The organism is Mesoaciditoga sp., assembly GCF_054006115.1.
Window position 1 is genome coordinate 61,114 of record NZ_JBPNHS010000022.1, and the last position, 17,684, is coordinate 78,797.

Below are 17,684 nucleotides of genomic sequence, written 5' to 3' on the forward strand. Positions count from 1 at the left end.
TACAATTCCAAAGGAGGTGCCTTATGGCAAAGGAAGAGTGGAGAAAAAGCGACAAGAAAAGATTTCGAAATTTTCTTATAGTAATGGCCGTAGTAGTAGGTATGGTTCCAGCCGTGGTGATAGGCTTGTTCTTTTACTTTAACATGCATGGTCTGTTGATGAGCCATTTGAAAAATTCTCAAGTTAACACCGTGAATCTGGATGCGCAACTTTTGAACCAGATCTTCACAACCGATATGAGAATAATTGGACATACCGCAAAAGATCCAAGATTGCTTGCCGCTCCAAATTTGACGAAAGAAGAATTTGAAAGCTCCGAAAACGCGCTGAGGAAATACTTCAAAACGACGATCGGAGACTACCCGAATTTTTCGGATTTGTACATAGGAACGAAGAGCGGGAAATTCTTCATTTATCCCAAGCAAGATCTTCCACAAGGGTATGACCCACGCGTAAGGCCTTGGTACAAAGCCGCAATGGCAGCAGATGGTCCGGTGATCACAGAACCTTACAGAGACGCGTCTACCGGAAAATGGGTTATGACCGCCGCGTGCAAAGTTACGGATAAAAATGGAAATGTGATAGGCGTGGTGGGAGGCGACGTCTTTTTGGACGCACTCGCGGGAATGATGAAATCGGCTCGATTGACGCCTCATTCTTATTTGGCAATTCTTTCTCAAGATGGAAGGATCTTGGTAGATCCTTATCCAAAGTTGATAGGGTTAAACTTGGCGAAATACGATTGGGGTAAAAAAATAGTAGATCAAAAAGAGGGAGAGCTCACGTACACGCTTGAAGGCATAACGAAATTCACATCTTTCGTCCCGCTTCAAAACGGATGGATAGCGATGATAATCACGCCGGTTTCCGATATTTCCAATATGATAAATCATGTAAGGGACATTTCCATATTGTTGATCGTTTTAATAGGTGGCGGAGCTGTCGCAGCTATGATATTCGGTGTGAGTTACGCTACAGAGCCGTTGAAACACTTTGCGATGCTTGGAAACAAATTCGACCAAAACGATTTGACTTACGAATTCAAAACCACGCGAAACGACGAAATAGGAGATCTATTCAGGCGCTTCAACAAGGCGTTGAACAATTTGAGAGAGGTCATCAAAAATATCGCGACTTCTTCTGAAAAGGTTGGAGAAGTGTCTCAAATTGTGGGTGAACACGAAGAAAGGCTCGCGGGCATAACTGAAGAGATAACAAACTTTTTGAGTAATTCCAAAGCTGATTTTTCAAACATGGCTTCTTCCGTTGAAGAAACCAACGCGAGCATCGAAGAGATCGCTTCGGCGTCGCAAACACTCGCGAAAGCCGCTCAAGAGGCAAGCGAAGCGGCTACAAATATTGACGAAACGATAAAGGAACTGACACAAATAGCCGCCAAGGCGAAGGATTCGATGACCAACACGGAAAATTCGGCAATGGAGACTGCCAAGATAGCGGAAGGCCTTGACGAATCTTCAAAGAAGATAGGAGAAATAGTGGATGCGATAAACAAGATAGCCGAACAGACCAACCTCCTGGCGCTCAACGCCGCGATCGAAGCGGCTAGGGCTGGAGAAGCTGGAAAAGGCTTTGCGGTTGTCGCGGAAGAGATAAGGGGATTGGCGGAAGAGACAAAACAATCAACTGCCAATATTTCAAAGATAATCGAAGAAGTTCAATCGAAGACCAGTCAGGCGGTTGAAGCCACGAAAGAGTCGACCGAATCCGTTTCAGAAAGCGCCGAGCAAGTGGATGAGATGGCAACCAAATTCGAAGAGATAGCGTCCAATATAAATCAGATAACTTCCACAATAGAAAACATTGCCGCGGCTTCGCAGGAACAAAGCGCTTCAACCGAAGAAATCACGTCCGGCATCACAGATTTAACCAACAGAATACAGAACATGGATGAAGGAATGGAACATCTAATGCAACGCTTAAGTGAACAGGGTGAAATAAGAGAAGAATTGGCGCAAGCGGTAAGGGAACTTCAACAAGCGTACGATGAATACAAGAGACAGCTTTCAAAGTTGAAATACGAATAAGGAAAAAGAGAAAAACAAAAAAGGCGGGAAGGTCCCGCCTTTTTTATGTTGTAAATGCATTTTTGTCAAACTTTGAATCTCTTCGTCAATTCGTTCAGCTTTTCGGATATCCTTGCCAGCTCTTCGGCCGTGTTCGCTATATCGGCAACCGCCCTTCCGCTTTCGTTCAAGCTTTCAGAGACGTTTTCAAGATCTTCTATCATCTGTTTGAAGGCTTCTTCGCGCTCTTTGGAATCCGCAGCCGTTTCGGCCATTTCCACCTTTTGAGCCTGAAGCGCTTCGGTGATTTCCTCCACCTTGCCGTTTATGTTTTCAAAGGCGGAAATCATCTTGTGAACGGCGTCAACAACGGAGCTGGCTTCGCTTGAAAGTTCTTCTATTGACTTGGCGCCGGATTCTATGTCTTTGGTCGTTCCCATAATATCATTCTGAAGAGAACTTATCTGTCTTCTTACCTCTTCCGCCGCCTTGTTGGATTCTTCCGCAAGACTGCGTATCTCTTCCGCGACAACTGCGAAGCCTTTTCCGGCTTCTCCAGCCCTAGCAGCTTCGATCGCGGCGTTGAGTGCCAGGAGGTTGGTCTGTTCGGCTATGGCTTCGATGGTCTCAACGAATTTTGAAATGGATGAGTAGGATTCTTTCAGGCTTTCAATGGATTTGACACCATCCATGATGCTTTCTTTGGTTTGCAACAAATCATCAACCATCTTTTCTATCTTCTTTTGGCCTTCATGCGCCACTCCAACCGAACCTTCCGCGGCTTCTTTGACGGATTGAGCGCTGTCATTCGTGTTGTCTTCCAATTTTTCCAGATCGGATATTCTTTCAACCATCGCGCTTAAGCCGTTAACGGCCTCTTGAGCGGAATTTTTCATCTTTTCCAGACTGGCTCCCACTTCTTCAACGGTTGCGGAATTTTCTTCGATAGCGGCGCTCAGATTTTGCGAACCATCGTTCACATCGTCAGCGCTCGCCTTTATGTTGTTCACCATTGTCTTCAAAGAATCGACCATATCTTTAAAGGTGTTTTGCAACACTCCAAATTCGTCTTTCCTGTTCGTTCTCTCTATTTCAAAGGTTAAGTCTCCCTCTTCTATCTTCTTTGCCATGGCTTTTAACCTGTTCAATATTCTGACGAAGTTCAAAATGAGCCATATGGCAGCCAATATCATCGCGGCTATCGCAACAGCTGTTATTATCAAGAAAAGTATCATTAGAGAGCTGAAAGCGTTTGAAACGTCTTGCGACGCGGATTGGATGTTGGAAAGAGATGCCTTCAGTGTCTTGTCAGATTGGCTGAATAGCGTTGAAATGCTAGAAATCAAGGATTCAAATGTGTCTTTAACCTTCGTGTTCAAAAGCGTCGATATGAGCTTTCTCTGGTTTTCAATTTGAGACGAATAACCGTTCACTATCGTGTTTTGGGAGCTTAATTCGAATTGAATGGCTGAGTACTGTTTTATGAAATTCGCGAACTTTGTCGCCAGATCTCCGTATCTTTTCAACAGCATCTTTCCGTACACAGTATCGGCATAATTGAGAAGGCCCATGTCAAGAACCGTTTCGTAATCCTGCAGATGCACGTTGAAATCGCTCAAATCGTCGTCAACAATTTCATTGCTTGAAGCCAGTCTTATCTGTCTGACCGCCAATTTCATCGATGTTATGGCATCGTTTGCCTGAGAAACCCCGGCGTAATTCGCGAGATCTGTAAGCAATTTCTCGAGATCGCTTATGCTCGTTTGAGAAATTGGCAGAGCTTTTATCTCGGAAGCTATCTTGCTTTGAGCCTCTTTCAATTTATCGCCTGAAAGAGACGTGAGATTGTTCGCCTTTTGAGAAATAGCCATGTAGCTTGCCGAAATCGTGTCGTAGAGCTTTTTGTGATATTCAAAGAGATTTGACATCTCGCCGTCAAGTTTCGTAAGCTGCATCTGTAGATCTTTCAATTTTTGCTGTTGACGTTTTAAATTTTGTTTGTTTCTAATCAAAGAGTTCGCCTGTAAAAGCACGGCATCGCCACTGATTTTTAAAGTGTTCAGCTCTTCCTTTATATTCTTCGTGGTTTTTGAACCTGGAAATTGAGACACCAAATCGATGGCTTTGGAAACCTGAGAGTTGAAGTCTTTTTCACGCTGTTGAAGATCGGAAGAAGTTGAGCTGAAAACCCCAAGATTCAAAGTTGAAAGGGCAAAAGTTGATGTGTACCTGAGATCCGCAGCTTTTCTCGTTTGCGAGTAAGCGTTCTGAACCTGTTGCGTTGAAGCGTTCACCTTTTGTATTGCGTTGTCCACACTCAAACGCTTCATGTAGACGGCGAAGACCAGAACGCCCAAAATGGCACCAACTATGATGGCGATCAAAGAGATCTTAAGCCAAACTTTCATATCGCACCTCCAAGATTTGATATTTTTACAACCAATTGATTTCACGTTTTCCCAAACAATTATCGACCGCTAAGGTCACTTCTTAAAATGAAATTTGTCATTTAAAAAACTGTAATAACCTTTACTTGCAACGATGATGTGATCCAAAAGGGGAATTTCCATTATCTTTGAAGCGTCTTTTATCTTTCGCGTCACCTTTTTGTCGTTTTCGCTCGGTGAAGGATCACCAGATGGATGGTTGTGTACCAATATGATACCAGATGTGGGATAGGAAAGCGCAAAGGCGAAGACTTCGCGCGGATGAACCAATGACGTCGTTGCCGTTCCGACGCTGAGATCCTTAGAAGAAACCACTTCGAGCTTTCCGTTAAGCGCTATCACCCTCACGGTTTCAACATTTAAAAGCGTCATATCCTTGCAGAACTCAAAGACTTCTTCGGCTTTTGAAAGGCGTTGCCTGTTTTTTAAAGACTCCTTCCACATTCTCTTTCCTATTTCCAAAGCCGCCTGGATTGTCAAAGCTTTTGCCCTGCCCACGCCAGCCACTTTTAAAAATTCTTGCACGCACGCTCTTTCCATTCTTAAGAAAGAATTATCGAAAGCTGCCATGATTTCCCCTGCCAATTCTACAACATTCTTTCCGTTTCTTCCAGTTCTCAAAAGGATGGCAACGAGTTCAGAATCTTCCAAAGACCTTATGCCGTACTTTTCAGCTCGTTCCCTCGGTTTCTCCATTTTTCACTCCATCTTTTGAAAACAATTCATAAGAAAAGACACGCGTCGCCAAATGAGAAAAAACGGTAGCCGTTATTCAATGCGTTTTTGTAAGCTTTCATCACCAATTCTCTTCCGGCAAATGCTGAAACGAGTACTATTAAAGAAGATTTTGGAATGTGAAAATTGGTTATCAAAGCGTCCACCACCTTAAAGCGATAAGGTGGGTAGATGTACAAACTCGTGTAATCGGTTAACTTGCCACTTTTTGCCCACGATTCCAAAGTTCTCACAACCGTTGTTCCAACCGCAAAAAGGCGTCCTTTCTTCTTTCTTATCTGTTCGGCCACTTCATCTTCTATTCTGTAAAATTCGGTGTGCATTTTATGTTCTTCAATATTTTTCTCTTCTATGGGCTTAAAGGTGTCAAGTCCAACGTCCAGACGAACTTTAAGTATTTTAACGCCTTTTCTTTCTATTTTTTCAAGAAGTTCATTCGTGAAGTGAAGACCAGCCGTTGGAGCCGCGACCGAACCGGGTACTTTTGCGAAAACCGTTTGGTAGTCTTCGGGTTGGCTTTCTCTGCTTGTTATGTAAGGAGGAAGTGGAACTTCTCCCACGCTTTCAAGCTCCTTGTCATCGACATTGAACTCAAAATATCGGGTTCCATCGTTTAGATGCCGAATGCATTTTCCGCGTATTGACTTCGAAAAGACGACTTCTGTTCCCTCTTTTACCTTTCCACCTGGCCTAACAAGGGTTTGCCAAACTCTATTTTCTATTTTTTTCAAAAGGAAAACTTCAACTCGCGCTCCCGTCGTTTTCTTGCCGAGTAAACGCGCTTTTATAACTTTAGTTTCATTTAAAACGAGCAGGTCTCCTTCTTTTAAGTAGTCCACAACGTCTCTGAATATTTTGTGCTCTATCCTTTCGTTTTCGCGGTGAATTACCATCAGCTTTGCGCTATCGCGCGGATGAACTGGAACCTGCGCTATTGCTTCTTTTGGAACTTCGTAATCGAAATCTTCTAATTTCAACTTTTCCTCCCAAATCCACCAATTTTAGTTCGCTTTTCATGTTAGAATATACCGTGTGAATTATAACATCTAAGGAGAAGTATATTCAAAAAGGGAGATAAAAATGGCGCTTGATACCGAAAAAAAGCTCGAAGATTTGGTCGTGTATGAAGTATTCACCCGAGTGTACGGTGGCTTCGAAAAGGTTGAAAAAGACCTTGAAAGGATAAAAAGCTTGGGAGTTAACACGATATGGTTCATGCCAATTCATCCCGTGGGACAACTAAACAGAAAGGGAAAATTGGGTTCGCCTTACGCCATACAAGATTACAGAAAAATCGATGAATCGTTGGGAAGTGTTGACGATTTTAAAAGGTTGATCTCCAAGATACACGCTTTAAAGATGAAAGCGTTAATGGACGTGGTTTTCAACCACATGGCCGCGGATTCAGTTTTGCTGAAGGAACACCCAGACTGGTTCATGAGAGATGAAAATGGTCCAACTCGAAAGGTGGCCGATTGGACGGACATTGTAGACTTCGACTTTTCGAATTACGATCTCGTAAAGTACCTCATAGACACACTGAAATTCTGGGTAAAAGAGTACGATATCGATGGTTTTAGATGCGACGTTGCAGGGCTGGTTCCCATTTCTTTTTGGAATAGGGCACGTGCTGAACTTTCACAGATGAAAAAGCTTCTTTGGATTTCAGAATCAAAAGAAGTGGAGATGTATCAGGCCTTTGATCTAACGTACGATTACGACAGTTATGACATATTGCGTGCTCACTTTGAAGGCAAAACATCTTTGGAACAATACGTAAATCATTTTGAATACCAAAAAAGCGCTTTTGATGGAAATGTTAAATTGAGATTCCTCGAAAATCACGATCAGGAAAGGATCGCGCATTACGTCTCAAAAGAAAAGCTGAAAGCGTGGACAACTTTCTTATTCATTCAAAAAGGTGCAATACTCATTTACAATGGTCAGGAGTTTGCGCTGGAAGAAAAGCCTGACATATTCAACGAGTACGTGCTGGACTTTTCAAAAGGAGATAGCGATTTTCAAGAATTCTTTTCTTCAATGCTCAATTTGCGCCAGAGAATGCCCGTAATGAGGTATGGAGAAATTTACGTTTTGCCAAATGATTCTTCACGGGATTCCGTTTCAATCTTAAGAAAGATGGACAAGTATTTCCTGCTTTACGTTGGAATTTTGGAAGGACAAGCTCACAAAGTGAAGGTGAAGTTCGGAGAAAAGTTCAAATCCACATACGTTCACGCCTTTGATCACGTTAAAGGCATACCATACACTTTTGGAATTGACGAAAATGGAGATGCCGTCTTCGATGTTGAAGATTTTCTCTTATTGTCAAGCGTTTTGTAAAGCACTTAAAAAAGGGGAAGGAAATGGAAATGGACGCTTTGTATCACGTGCTGAGCGAAAGTAATGGAATCGTCGAAAAGAAAAAAGATCTTGATTGGGATGGATTCATGGTGCGCCTTGAAAGAGAAAAGACGCAGATAGTGCCCGAATTTTTTGCATCGATGAATGACGGAATTTCATTTGTGCTTGTGTACAAAAGATTTGAAAAGAAAGAAATTCAAAAATTGGAAGGTTTTTTCAAGAAACGTTTGGAAAGAGTTCTTAACAGAGTGAGTTTTATGGGTAAAAAGGGAATAAAGTCTCTTTTCACCAAGGGAAGTAGATGGGCGATAGACAGCGCATTTGGAACGGAAGAAGACATGAAAGCAACGGAATTCTCAGGCGTTTTTTCATTTGCTGACCCTACAGTGATCGACTATGAAGACTTTGAAGTTGCGCTGAGAACTCTGGAAACGCTCTTTGATCTTAAAACGAATTTTTTACACTGTGAAGATCATTCGGTGATCGCTTTGAATATAGGTGGAGGAGATTTTACAAAAGCCGTTGCAAAGAAGATGAAGAAGACGGATTATTCCAGCGATGATGGAAGGAAGGCGTACGGCATCCTAGGTTGTCTTGCCAACTTTGCCTGGGCTAGAAGGCAGATGTTGACCGGCATAATGGAAGCAGCCGTTAAAGACGCTTTTGGAAAACGCGTTCAAATGAAAAAATTGGTCGATATCTCTTTTACGATCGCGTTCGACGATGGCAAAAATTTCATTTACAGGTTTAACTATCCAAAAACGGAAAATGTGGCACTTCTTAAGGATGAAGAAGGAATGACTTTAGTTCAAAAAGCGGAAAGTTGTAGGATGGTGTCAACAGATGAATGACTTTTTTAAATCCTTTTCAAGCGAGCTAAAAATAATATACAAAAACAAAAATGGTATATTTTTAACAGTTATAATCCCCATAGCGGCCATGATAGTCGTAGGGCTGATATTTCCCAACATCATGAATATGCAAAATTACAAAATAGCGGTTTACAACGCTGACAAAGGACCTTACTCCAATCTCGCGCTGACGTTGGTTTACGGTATGATAAAGGGGGATACCATAAAGCGAGTAGACAGCCTTGAAGAAATGCACAAGGGGCTAAACGATGGTACTTATGATGGAGCGGTGGTGATCCCGAAGGGATTTTCCGAGTCCGTTCAAAAAGGAGAAAAATTCCATCTTGTTTTCGTTCCTTCGACGGTAAACATACAAACTTCCGTGATAATATACGATACTTTCAAAACACTCTTTTCGGAAATAGGAAATGCCGTCGTTGTTAGAAATATCTTAGAACTTTACAGAAATCCAAAAGATCGGGTGGAAATCATCCCGCCATCCCTTACGATAGCCGGGCCTTACGGTAAGAAAATGAATTACGTGAACTTCATGATACCATCCCTTGCCGTGTTAATAGCCATGGCAAGCGTTGCGGTTACGCTTTCATCTTCGATTTCATACGAAAGGGAAAATGGCATTCTGAAGGTTATATTGATAAGTACCGTAAACAGAAGCTCACATATTCTTGGAAAAATAGCGGCTCAATCCGTTGACGGTACCTTAAAGGGCGTGCTGGCGTTGATAGCCGCTCAGCTTTTCTTTTCGAGTGGACTTCAAACGCCTTTTAGAAGCATTTTTATGCTTTTCATAGGAACTTTGGCTTTCGTTGGAATAGGAACCATCGTATCGATGCTTTCGCCCAGCCAACGCATTTCAAACGCCATCGTCGTTGGATATATCTTTCCAAGCATATTTTTAAGTGGCATATTCATACCAATTCACCAGATGCCAAAAGTGGCGCAGTGGCTATCTAAAGCTTTTCCGATGACGTTCACCGCAGATGCGCTTCAAAGGATAAACGTGCTGGGTTACACTATATTGAATGTTTTGAACTACGATTTATTTCCAATTTTGTTGTACGTTGGTATTTCAATTCTCATTTCCATTCTGCTGTTCAGCAGACTGGAAGACGTGGAGGAAATAAACTGATGATTTACAGGTGCGTGCCTGAATTCGTTGAAAAAGTGTGGGGAGATGAAGAACTGGCAAAGCGTTACTCCGTAAGGGGAAAAATTGGAGAAGTTTGGCTGTGTTCCGATTTTCCCACGAAGCGAACTGAACTGGTTGACCAAAGTGGAAAAAAAGTGAGTTGGTCTGCGGTAAACGAATTGTGGAAAAGCGAAAGGTTTCCCTTTTTGGTTAAACACATAAGAGCTTCACAATGGCTATCAGTTCAGGTACATCCGGATAACGAATTTGCAAAAAAAGTTGGGGAACCCTGGGGAAAGCCAGAAATATGGGTATTTTTAAATGGCGGTAAGATAGTGAATGGTTTGAAAAAGGGCGCCTTGGAAGAGATTAAAAGAGGCAACAGAGACTGGGATTCTCTTCTCAATTTCGTGGAAGTTAAGGCTGGACAAGCCGTGTACATAAAACCCGGGACAGTTCACGCGATGGGACCAGGTGTCGAAGTTTACGAATTCCAGCTCACATCGGATATGACGTACAGGTTTTACGATTGGGGAAGGGGAAGAAAGCTGCATTTAAAAGAATCACTGGCAGTCGCCACCGAACACATCGCTCAACCATTTGAATTCAAGGAATTCTCTTCTCCATATTTCAACATTAAGTTGATGGAAAAAAACGAATTCACCACCAGCAAGAGTGTTTACCTTTTGGAAAAGGGCACTTTTGACGATGAAGAATGCGCCGTTCCAACTGCCTTCATAAGTTGTGGCAAGGAAAAAGTAAAAACAACGGGACGCATTTTTGAAATGGAGGTGTCACATTGAACGTAAAAGAAGAAACATTTTCGGCCCTTGAGGACATTCTAGCTTCCGTTCTGGAAAACGCATCTAAAACCCTTGAATTGAAAAAGAAAGAGCTTGAAAAAAAAGTCCTCCCTAAGGTTCGAAAGATGAAGGTTTACGATAAAAACACGCAACAGCAGAGCGAAGTTTCCATCTATAGAGATGTGATGTTCAGGGAAGAATACGTTTTTGAAAATAAAAGCGTCGTAAGGGAAAGCGGCATCGTGTTCGTCAACGATTTTGAGCTTGCAAAGCTTGAAATAGTACATTTGAAAGAGCAAGGAAATAATGGACTTGAAGAAGAGAGAGCATACCTATGTGAGATTGAGCTTTCGGATATTCCAATGCTCGCTTTGTTTATCGAAAGCGTTGAAATAGATCTGTCAAAATGACGCACTTCTACTTAATCGCCATTTCCAAATATCCCATTCAGCCACTTGTTTATTCTTTTTCTGAGAAATTGAAAAGTGGTGTAAGGGTGTGGGTACCAATAAGAAACTCCAAAAAAATCGGGTACGTTTTGCGCGAGGTTGAAAAACCTCATTTTCAAACGCGAAATATTCTTCAAGTAGTGGATGAAGTTCCGTTGCTTGACGGTAAAATGTTGCAACTTGCAATTGAAATGGCTAAAAGATATTTTTCCAGCGTGGGAGAGATCCTTGATTTATCTTTTTTGCCTTCTCACAAGGACGTGAAATCAAAAAAAATCACAGAAATCAAAAACCGATACCTTATTCTTAGCGCTTCCGTGTCAAAGATTTTAAGTTCCCATCTTGGTAAAAGAGAAGAAGAAATTGTGGAATACCTGCTTGAAAACGATTCTGTGGAATACACCTACGCTTTAAAAAAATTTCCACGTTCAAGTATTAAAGCGTTGGAAAGAAAAGGTTTCGTAAGAGTTGTAGAAATGGCTCCTTCGTTCCATCCAAAAAAATTAACGTTAAATTCAGAACAAAAGATAGTTGTGAAAGAGATCCTTTCTTCTCCCCGCAAACCCCATTTATTATATGGAATAACCGGGTCCGGAAAAACGGAAGTGTATTTTGAAGTTGCCGAAAAAGTTTTGATTGAATCAAGAAAAGTTATGATATTGGTACCCGAAATTTCTCTCACACCACAATTGCTTCTGAGGATCCGTCAACGCTTTCCAAATAAAAAAATCGGAGTTTATCACAGTGCACTTGGCGCGGCGAGGAAAAAGGAATGGCTGAGAGCGGTTCATGGAGAAATCGATATTCTTCTCGGCACTCGAAGCGCCGTTTGGGTACCCATAAAAAATTTGGGTCTCATCATTGTGGACGAAGAGCAGGATGAGTCGTACAAACAGTACGCAATGCGTCCGTTTTACAATGCGGTTGACGTGGCAAAGAGGAGATGCGAGCTGGAAAAAGCAGCACTCATACTTTCTTCGGCCACGCCTCGTGTTGAAACCTATTACGACGCGAAAGAAGGCAAAATCGCTTTACATCGCTTATCTTCAAGGGCCGTTGGAAAGTTGCCCGCCATTCGAATTGTAGACATGCGTGGAAGAAGAACGGAAATAATTTCTCAAGAGCTTATTTCTGAGATGGAAAAGGTTGCGAAAAATGGGAATCAATCTTTTCTTTTCGTACCGCGAAAAGGCTTTTCTCCACGCGTACAATGCGCGAATTGTGGATACATATTCACGTGCCCCAACTGTGATGTTGCGCTTACTTACCATAAAAACACTTTCACTTTGAAATGCCATTACTGTGGATTCAGTGAAAAGGTTCCAGACGAATGTCCGAAATGTGGCTCAAAGAATTTGATAAAAGGTGGAATTGGAACTGAAAGGGTAGAGAACGAAGTGAGTAAGATCTTCCCCGGACTAAGGGTTAAAAGAATAGACAAAGACGAAATAAACGATGTTTCTTCTCTTGAAGAAGTGCTAAAAGAAATATCAGAAATGAAAGTGGACATAGTTGTCGGCACCAAAATGATAACCAAAGGACTGGACTTTCCAAGAGTTGAACTTGTTGGAGTTATCGATACCGATCACGTTTTTGCAATTCCGGATTTTCGCGCGAACGAGCGTGCCTTTCAGCTCATCGCCCAGATGGCTGGTCGAGCAGGAAGGGGTGTTGAAGGGCGCGTGATCATTCAAAGCATGGAACCGGACAATTCCGTATTTAAAGCCATAACGAATGGAAATATTGAAGGTTTTTACGAAGAAGAACTCAAAAGAAGAAAAATGCTTGGGTACCCTCCATTCAAAGAACTAATACTTCTCACAATTCAAGACAAAGAGGCAAATAGATCGAAAGCGTTTGCCTTTCAAACCAAAAACGTGTTGAAAGGTGGTCCATTTGAAACTCTTGGTCCCGTTGAATCACCCGTTTTCAAATTGAAAAATGTGTACCGTTATCAATTGCTTTTGAAGTGCGAAAAACTCGAAGACGCACTTGATTTTTTAAGGAAACGCTTAACAAAGGAAAATCTCAAATTCGATCCTTCAATTTCTTTAAAAGTAGATGTTCAACCGTACTCAACCTTTTGAATGGTATAATACGGTGATTCCGATATGTACACATCTCAATTTGTACGCGGTGAAATCAATAATAAGATTTCGGCATACATTTAACACAAGAAGGAGGAGAGTGTTTATGAAGTCTCACCCGTTGGTTAAAAAGGCAAGAGAAAAAATGGAAAAATCAGTTGAAAGCATAAGGACAGAGCTTAATCATCTTAGAACTGGCAGACCTTCTGCCGCTTTACTTGAAGAAATAAAGGTTGATTATTACGGCAATCCAACACCCGTTTCACAGTTGTCCACAATTTCAGTTAGTGAAGGCAGAACACTGGTGGTAAAACCATGGGATAAAAGCTTGATAGGCTCTATAGAAAAGGCCATTCAGGCTTCAGATCTGGGAATAAACCCTTCCAATGATGGAAGCGTTATAAGACTCGCTTTTCCGTCACCAACCACAGAACAAAGAAAACAACTTGCCAAAAAGGCAAAATCCATAGTTGAAGATGGAAAAGTGGCGGTAAGAAACGTTCGCAGAGAGATCATGAAGGAGATAAAAGAGAAAAAGGAAAGTGGTGAATTTCCAGAAGACGACGCGAAATCGTTAGAAAATGAAGTGCAAAAAGTTACAGACGAATACGTGAAGAAATTAGACGATATTTACGAAGAAAAAGAAAAGGAGATAATGGAATTTTGATTCCAACTCACTTGGCAATAATAATGGATGGAAACGGCAGATGGGCCACTCAAAGAGGCCTTCATAGATGGGAAGGCCATCGTGTCGGAGCAAAAGTTGCGGAAAACGTGGTGAGGTGGGCCAACGATCGTGGCATCAAGTATCTAACTCTTTTTTCATTTTCCACAGAAAACTGGAAAAGGCCAAAAGAGGAAATCGATGCCATATTTTCTATATTGGCAGAATACATGAAAAATCGAACAGACCAACTAATGGAAAACGAAGTGAAAGTAAGGTTCATAGGCAACGTAAAAGCTTTAAAAGATGAGACGAAAGAAATATGCCAAGAAGCCGAGAAAAAAACTTCAAAGGCTAAGGGCATGACTTTGAATATAGCTTTGAATTACGGAGGGCGCTTGGAAATAATTCAAGCGGCCAAAAGATGGAATGGAAATGGGAAATTCGAAGACTACCTTTACACGTCCGGTCAACCAGATCCGGATCTTTTGATACGCACTGGCGGTGAGATGAGAATAAGCAATTTCATGCTGTGGCAACTCGCTTACACGGAACTTTATTTCACAGAAGTTTTATGGCCAGATTTCAATGAAGAAGAATTCGACAAAGCTTTGGCCGATTTTTCACGCAGAAAAAGAAAATTCGGAGGAATAAATTGAAAAAGGAAACGAAGATAAGGCTTATAACCGCCGCGGTGGCTGTGCCATCGTCGGTGTTGTGTTTTGTCAACTTTTGGAGTACCGTCGGCCTGGTGGCTGTGGCAATAGGATTGGCAGGATACAATTACGTGAACATCGTTTTGGATGGTTCAAGGAAATTCCATAAGTTTTACTACATAGTTGCTATTCCTTTGCTTGCCATAGTTTTCGGAATATTCGTAAAAGAGCCATTCGTGGTGGTTTCGTTGTACCTGGCAACAATGGCTGGTGGATTCTTCTTTGCCATACTCTTTAAAGATTCAAACGAAACGATAGAAAAAAACATAGTTTACGGAACCATAGGGTTATGGTACTTATCTTTTAACCTTTCATTTTTCACTGTAATCTATTACAAATTCGATGCGATTTACTCTTTAGCTCTATTGGGAGCCGTTTACTCTTTTGATTCAGCTGCATACTTCGTGGGGAGTAAGTGGGGAAGGCATAAATTCGTAAAAAGAATAAGTTCTGGAAAGTCAATCGAGGGAATAGTGGGAGGATGGTTGTTCACAGTAGTTTTCTTTTTAATATACGATTCCATACTCTGGCCATTTTTTGGTTGGAGACATTATTCGTGGATTTCTGTACTCACGATTTCAGCCGTGATAGCTTTCTTCGATTCCGTGGGGGATCTCACTCAATCTGTTTTCAAAAGGAATAGACAGCTTAAAAATGCAGGAAAAGTCTTACCAGGTCACGGTGGGTTTTGGGATAGGATAGATGGTTTGGTAGTTACGGCGCCAATGTACTTTATTTCTCTTGAATTGCTGAAATATTTCAACATTTTATCCATGAAAGGATGAGTGAAAATTGGAAAAATTGTCCTCTGCACAGATAAGAAAGATGTTCCTGGACTTTTTCAAATCAAAAGGGCACAAAATTTTACCCAGTAGTTCTTTAATTCCAGACGATCCTCAGCTGTTGTTCACGGTTGCTGGGATGGTACCATTTAAGAAAATATTTTGGGGTTTGGAAAAACCAAAATATACCCGAGTCGCAACCGTTCAAAAATGTTTGAGGACAAATGACATAGAAAATGTTGGAAAGACTCCAAGGCATCAGACGATGTTTGAAATGCTTGGAAATTTTTCATTTGGAGATTATTACAAAAAAGAGGCGATAGAGTACGCCTGGGAATTCTTAACTGAATGGTTGAAGATCCCAAAAGAAAGGTTATGGGTTTCAATTTACAAAGATGATGACGAATCTTACAAAATATGGAAAGAGCATATTGGAATTGAGCCTAAAAAAATAGTACGAATGGGAAAAGAAGACAATTTTTGGGGACCGGTTGGACCAAGCGGTCCTTGTGGACCGGATTCAGAAATTTTCTTCGATACCGGTTTAAATGTGAAAGAATGTCCCGATCCAGATAAGTGCGATCCAACGTGTGACTGCGATAGATTTCTGGAAATCTGGAATCTGGTTTTTACCGGCTTGTATCAAGATGAAGAAGGAAAAATCGGCGATTTAGAAAGAAAAAACATAGACACCGGCATGGGATTGGAAAGAATTACAGCGGTAATGCAAAATGTTGAGAGCGTCTTCGACACGGATCTTTTTATTCCACTCATAAAAAAATGTGAAGAAACGTTTGGAAAAACGTATGCGAAAAATGAAAAAGACGATATTTCAATGAGAGTCATATCAGATCACGTTAGAGCCGCTACCTTTTTGATAGCCGACGGGGTGTTTCCTTCAAATACTGAAAGAGGTTACGTTTTGAGGAGACTCATAAGAAGAGCTGTAAGACATGGAAAGTTACTTGGTAGAAATGAACCTTTTCTTTACAAATTCGTTGAGGTTGTGGAAAGTGTGATGGGCGGATTTTATCCAGAAATAGCTGAAAGGCGTGTTTTGATCGAAGAAACCATAAAAAATGAAGAAGAAAGATTTTTCAACACGCTGGATCAAGGATTGGCGCTTATAGATAAAATAGCCTCCCAATCTTCAAAGATCTCTTCTCAAGAGGCTTTCAAATTGTACGATACCTACGGCATACCACTTGATATAACCGTGGAAATAGCGAAGGAAAAGGGAATTGAAGTTGAAGTGGACGGATTTAACACTTTAATGGAAGAACAAAGGGAACGTGCAAGAAAAAACAGGGGAGATAAGCATTTTATCGAGGGGACGTACGAAACGCTTTCTCAGCTGAAGAGCGAATTCGTTGGATACAACGAAATGAAAGCTGAAGCGAAAGTTATGGCCATTATTTCGAATGGTGAAAGCGTTCCTCAATTAGAAGAAGGGGAAAATGGAGAAGTGATCTTCGATAAAACTCCATTTTACGCTGAAAAAGGCGGGCAAATAGGTGACAGTGGAATATGCGAATGGCAAGGGGGAATTGCTGAAATTCACGACACTTACTTCAAAGGAAGCTTGCATTTGCAAAAAATTGAAGTTCGATCCGGAGTGCTAAAAGTTGGAATGAAGGTGCTGTTGTCAGTAGATGAGGAAAGAAGAAAAGACATATCACGCAACCACACTGCTACACATTTGCTTCACGCCGCACTTAGAAAAGTGCTGGGTGAACATGTTAAGCAGGCCGGATCTCTCGTATCGTTTGAGAAACTGAGATTTGATTTCACCCACATGAAAGCCATGTCAAAAGATGAGATTAAAGAAGTTGAAAAGATTGTTAACTCTGTAATTCTCGAAGCCATACCAGTAACTACGGAAATCATGTCCTTACAACAGGCTAAGGAAAGCGGCGCGATGGCCTTATTTGACGAAAAATACTCTGATGAGGTAAGGGTTGTAAGTGTTGGAAAATTCAGTAAAGAGCTCTGCGGTGGAACCCACGTAAAAAATACGGGAAATATCGGGAGTTTCGTCATACTGGAAGAAAAGGCAGTTTCGGCTGGAGTAAGGCGTATAGAGGCCATAAGCGGAAGGTACACGCTCGATATGTTGAGAAAAATGAAAGAAGAGCTTGAAGACATTTCAAAAGATTTAGAAGTGCCTTTGGATTCTCTAAAAATGAAGATAAAAGAAACAATTGAAGAAAAGGAAAAACTTCGTGCACTTGTAAACAGTATGAAACGAGAAAATCTGAATCATATGTTAAAAAAAGCGTTGGACGATTTCAAAAATTCTGAAGACGAAATGTTCGTCTTTGACGCCCAAAAGGTTGATAACGCGCAGGCCAGAGATATCGCGGATACGGCGTTGAATATCTTAAAAGATGGAGTTGTTATCGTCCTCTTTTCTCCAAAAGAGGATAAGACATCATTCGTGGTTAAGTCCTCCGGAAACACAAAAGCAAACGAGGTGGCCAAAAGAATAGCGAATGCTTTTGAAGGCAAAGGAGGCGGTCGCCCTGATATGGCACAAGGTGGGTGGAACAAAAAAATCGGTGTTAAAGATATAAAAGCGGTACTTTCCAAAAAAAAGATATAAAAAATTTTAG

Annotated in this window: 14 protein-coding genes; 11 read left to right on the plus strand and 3 right to left on the minus strand. The window is 41.4% G+C overall.

Annotated elements, in window-relative coordinates:
- Positions 1-23 precede the first annotated feature (23 nt).
- Positions 24-2,045, plus strand: coding sequence for a methyl-accepting chemotaxis protein (locus ACXJIN_RS04225; protein ID WP_456399715.1), 2,022 nt, complete (start codon positions 24-26; stop codon positions 2,043-2,045).
- 65 nt (positions 2,046-2,110) lie between these two features.
- Here the strand turns inward: ACXJIN_RS04225 and ACXJIN_RS04230 are convergent, their stop codons facing one another.
- From ACXJIN_RS04230 to queA, 3 genes are all read right to left on the minus strand, one after another.
- A complete protein-coding gene (locus tag ACXJIN_RS04230) occupies positions 2,111-4,432 on the minus strand; it encodes a methyl-accepting chemotaxis protein (protein ID WP_456399717.1) in 2,322 nt (773 codons plus the stop codon).
- A 75-nt stretch (positions 4,433-4,507) separates the two neighbouring features.
- Positions 4,508-5,167 (minus strand): RadC family protein, encoded by a 660-nt coding sequence (gene radC / locus ACXJIN_RS04235; RefSeq protein WP_456399719.1) that lies wholly within the window; start codon positions 5,165-5,167, stop codon positions 4,508-4,510.
- A 26-nt stretch (positions 5,168-5,193) separates the two neighbouring features.
- Positions 5,194-6,183, minus strand: a complete 990-nt coding sequence (gene queA / locus ACXJIN_RS04240) for a tRNA preQ1(34) S-adenosylmethionine ribosyltransferase-isomerase QueA (RefSeq protein WP_456399721.1) — start codon at positions 6,181-6,183, stop codon at positions 5,194-5,196.
- Between the two features lie 103 nt (positions 6,184-6,286).
- Here queA and ACXJIN_RS04245 point away from each other — a divergent pair, with 103 nt between their 5' ends.
- The 10 genes from ACXJIN_RS04245 (at position 6,287) to alaS (ending at position 17,674) form a co-directional block, all read left to right on the plus strand.
- Positions 6,287-7,549, plus strand: a complete 1,263-nt coding sequence (locus ACXJIN_RS04245; RefSeq protein WP_456399723.1) for an alpha-amylase family glycosyl hydrolase — start codon at positions 6,287-6,289, stop codon at positions 7,547-7,549.
- A gap of 29 nt (positions 7,550-7,578) precedes the next feature.
- Positions 7,579-8,421, plus strand: coding sequence for an RtcB family protein (locus tag ACXJIN_RS04250; protein WP_456399725.1), 843 nt, complete (start codon positions 7,579-7,581; stop codon positions 8,419-8,421).
- The gene (locus ACXJIN_RS04255) at positions 8,414-9,571 is read left to right on the plus strand and encodes an ABC transporter permease (RefSeq protein WP_456399727.1); all 1,158 of its coding nucleotides are present in this window, start codon (positions 8,414-8,416) and stop codon (positions 9,569-9,571) included. Before ACXJIN_RS04250 ends, ACXJIN_RS04255 begins: the two co-directional genes overlap by 8 nt.
- The gene (locus tag ACXJIN_RS04260; RefSeq protein ID WP_456399729.1) at positions 9,571-10,374 is read left to right on the plus strand and encodes a type I phosphomannose isomerase catalytic subunit; all 804 of its coding nucleotides are present in this window, start codon (positions 9,571-9,573) and stop codon (positions 10,372-10,374) included. Before ACXJIN_RS04255 ends, ACXJIN_RS04260 begins: the two co-directional genes overlap by 1 nt.
- Complete coding sequence (locus ACXJIN_RS04265) at positions 10,371-10,784, plus strand: hypothetical protein (protein WP_456399731.1); 414 nt, start codon at positions 10,371-10,373, stop codon at positions 10,782-10,784. Before ACXJIN_RS04260 ends, ACXJIN_RS04265 begins: the two co-directional genes overlap by 4 nt.
- Positions 10,781-12,910: a replication restart helicase PriA gene (gene priA / locus ACXJIN_RS04270; RefSeq protein ID WP_456399733.1), complete on the plus strand. Its 2,130-nt coding sequence runs from the start codon at positions 10,781-10,783 to the stop codon at positions 12,908-12,910. The genes ACXJIN_RS04265 and priA overlap by 4 nt, the downstream gene beginning before the upstream one ends.
- Before the next feature lie 106 nt (positions 12,911-13,016).
- Entirely contained in the window at positions 13,017-13,577 is a 561-nt protein-coding gene (gene frr / locus ACXJIN_RS04275; RefSeq protein ID WP_456399735.1) for a ribosome recycling factor, read from the plus strand.
- Positions 13,574-14,233: a polyprenyl diphosphate synthase gene (gene uppS, locus ACXJIN_RS04280; protein WP_456399737.1), complete on the plus strand. Its 660-nt coding sequence runs from the start codon at positions 13,574-13,576 to the stop codon at positions 14,231-14,233. The genes frr and uppS overlap by 4 nt, the downstream gene beginning before the upstream one ends.
- Positions 14,230-15,075 carry a phosphatidate cytidylyltransferase gene (locus ACXJIN_RS04285; protein ID WP_456399739.1) on the plus strand — a complete coding sequence of 282 codons (846 nt, stop codon included), beginning with the start codon at positions 14,230-14,232 and terminating at the stop codon, positions 15,073-15,075. The genes uppS and ACXJIN_RS04285 overlap by 4 nt, the downstream gene beginning before the upstream one ends.
- 7 nt (positions 15,076-15,082) lie before the next feature.
- The gene (alaS, locus tag ACXJIN_RS04290) at positions 15,083-17,674 is read left to right on the plus strand and encodes an alanine--tRNA ligase (protein ID WP_456399760.1); all 2,592 of its coding nucleotides are present in this window, start codon (positions 15,083-15,085) and stop codon (positions 17,672-17,674) included.
- Positions 17,675-17,684 lie beyond the last annotated feature (10 nt).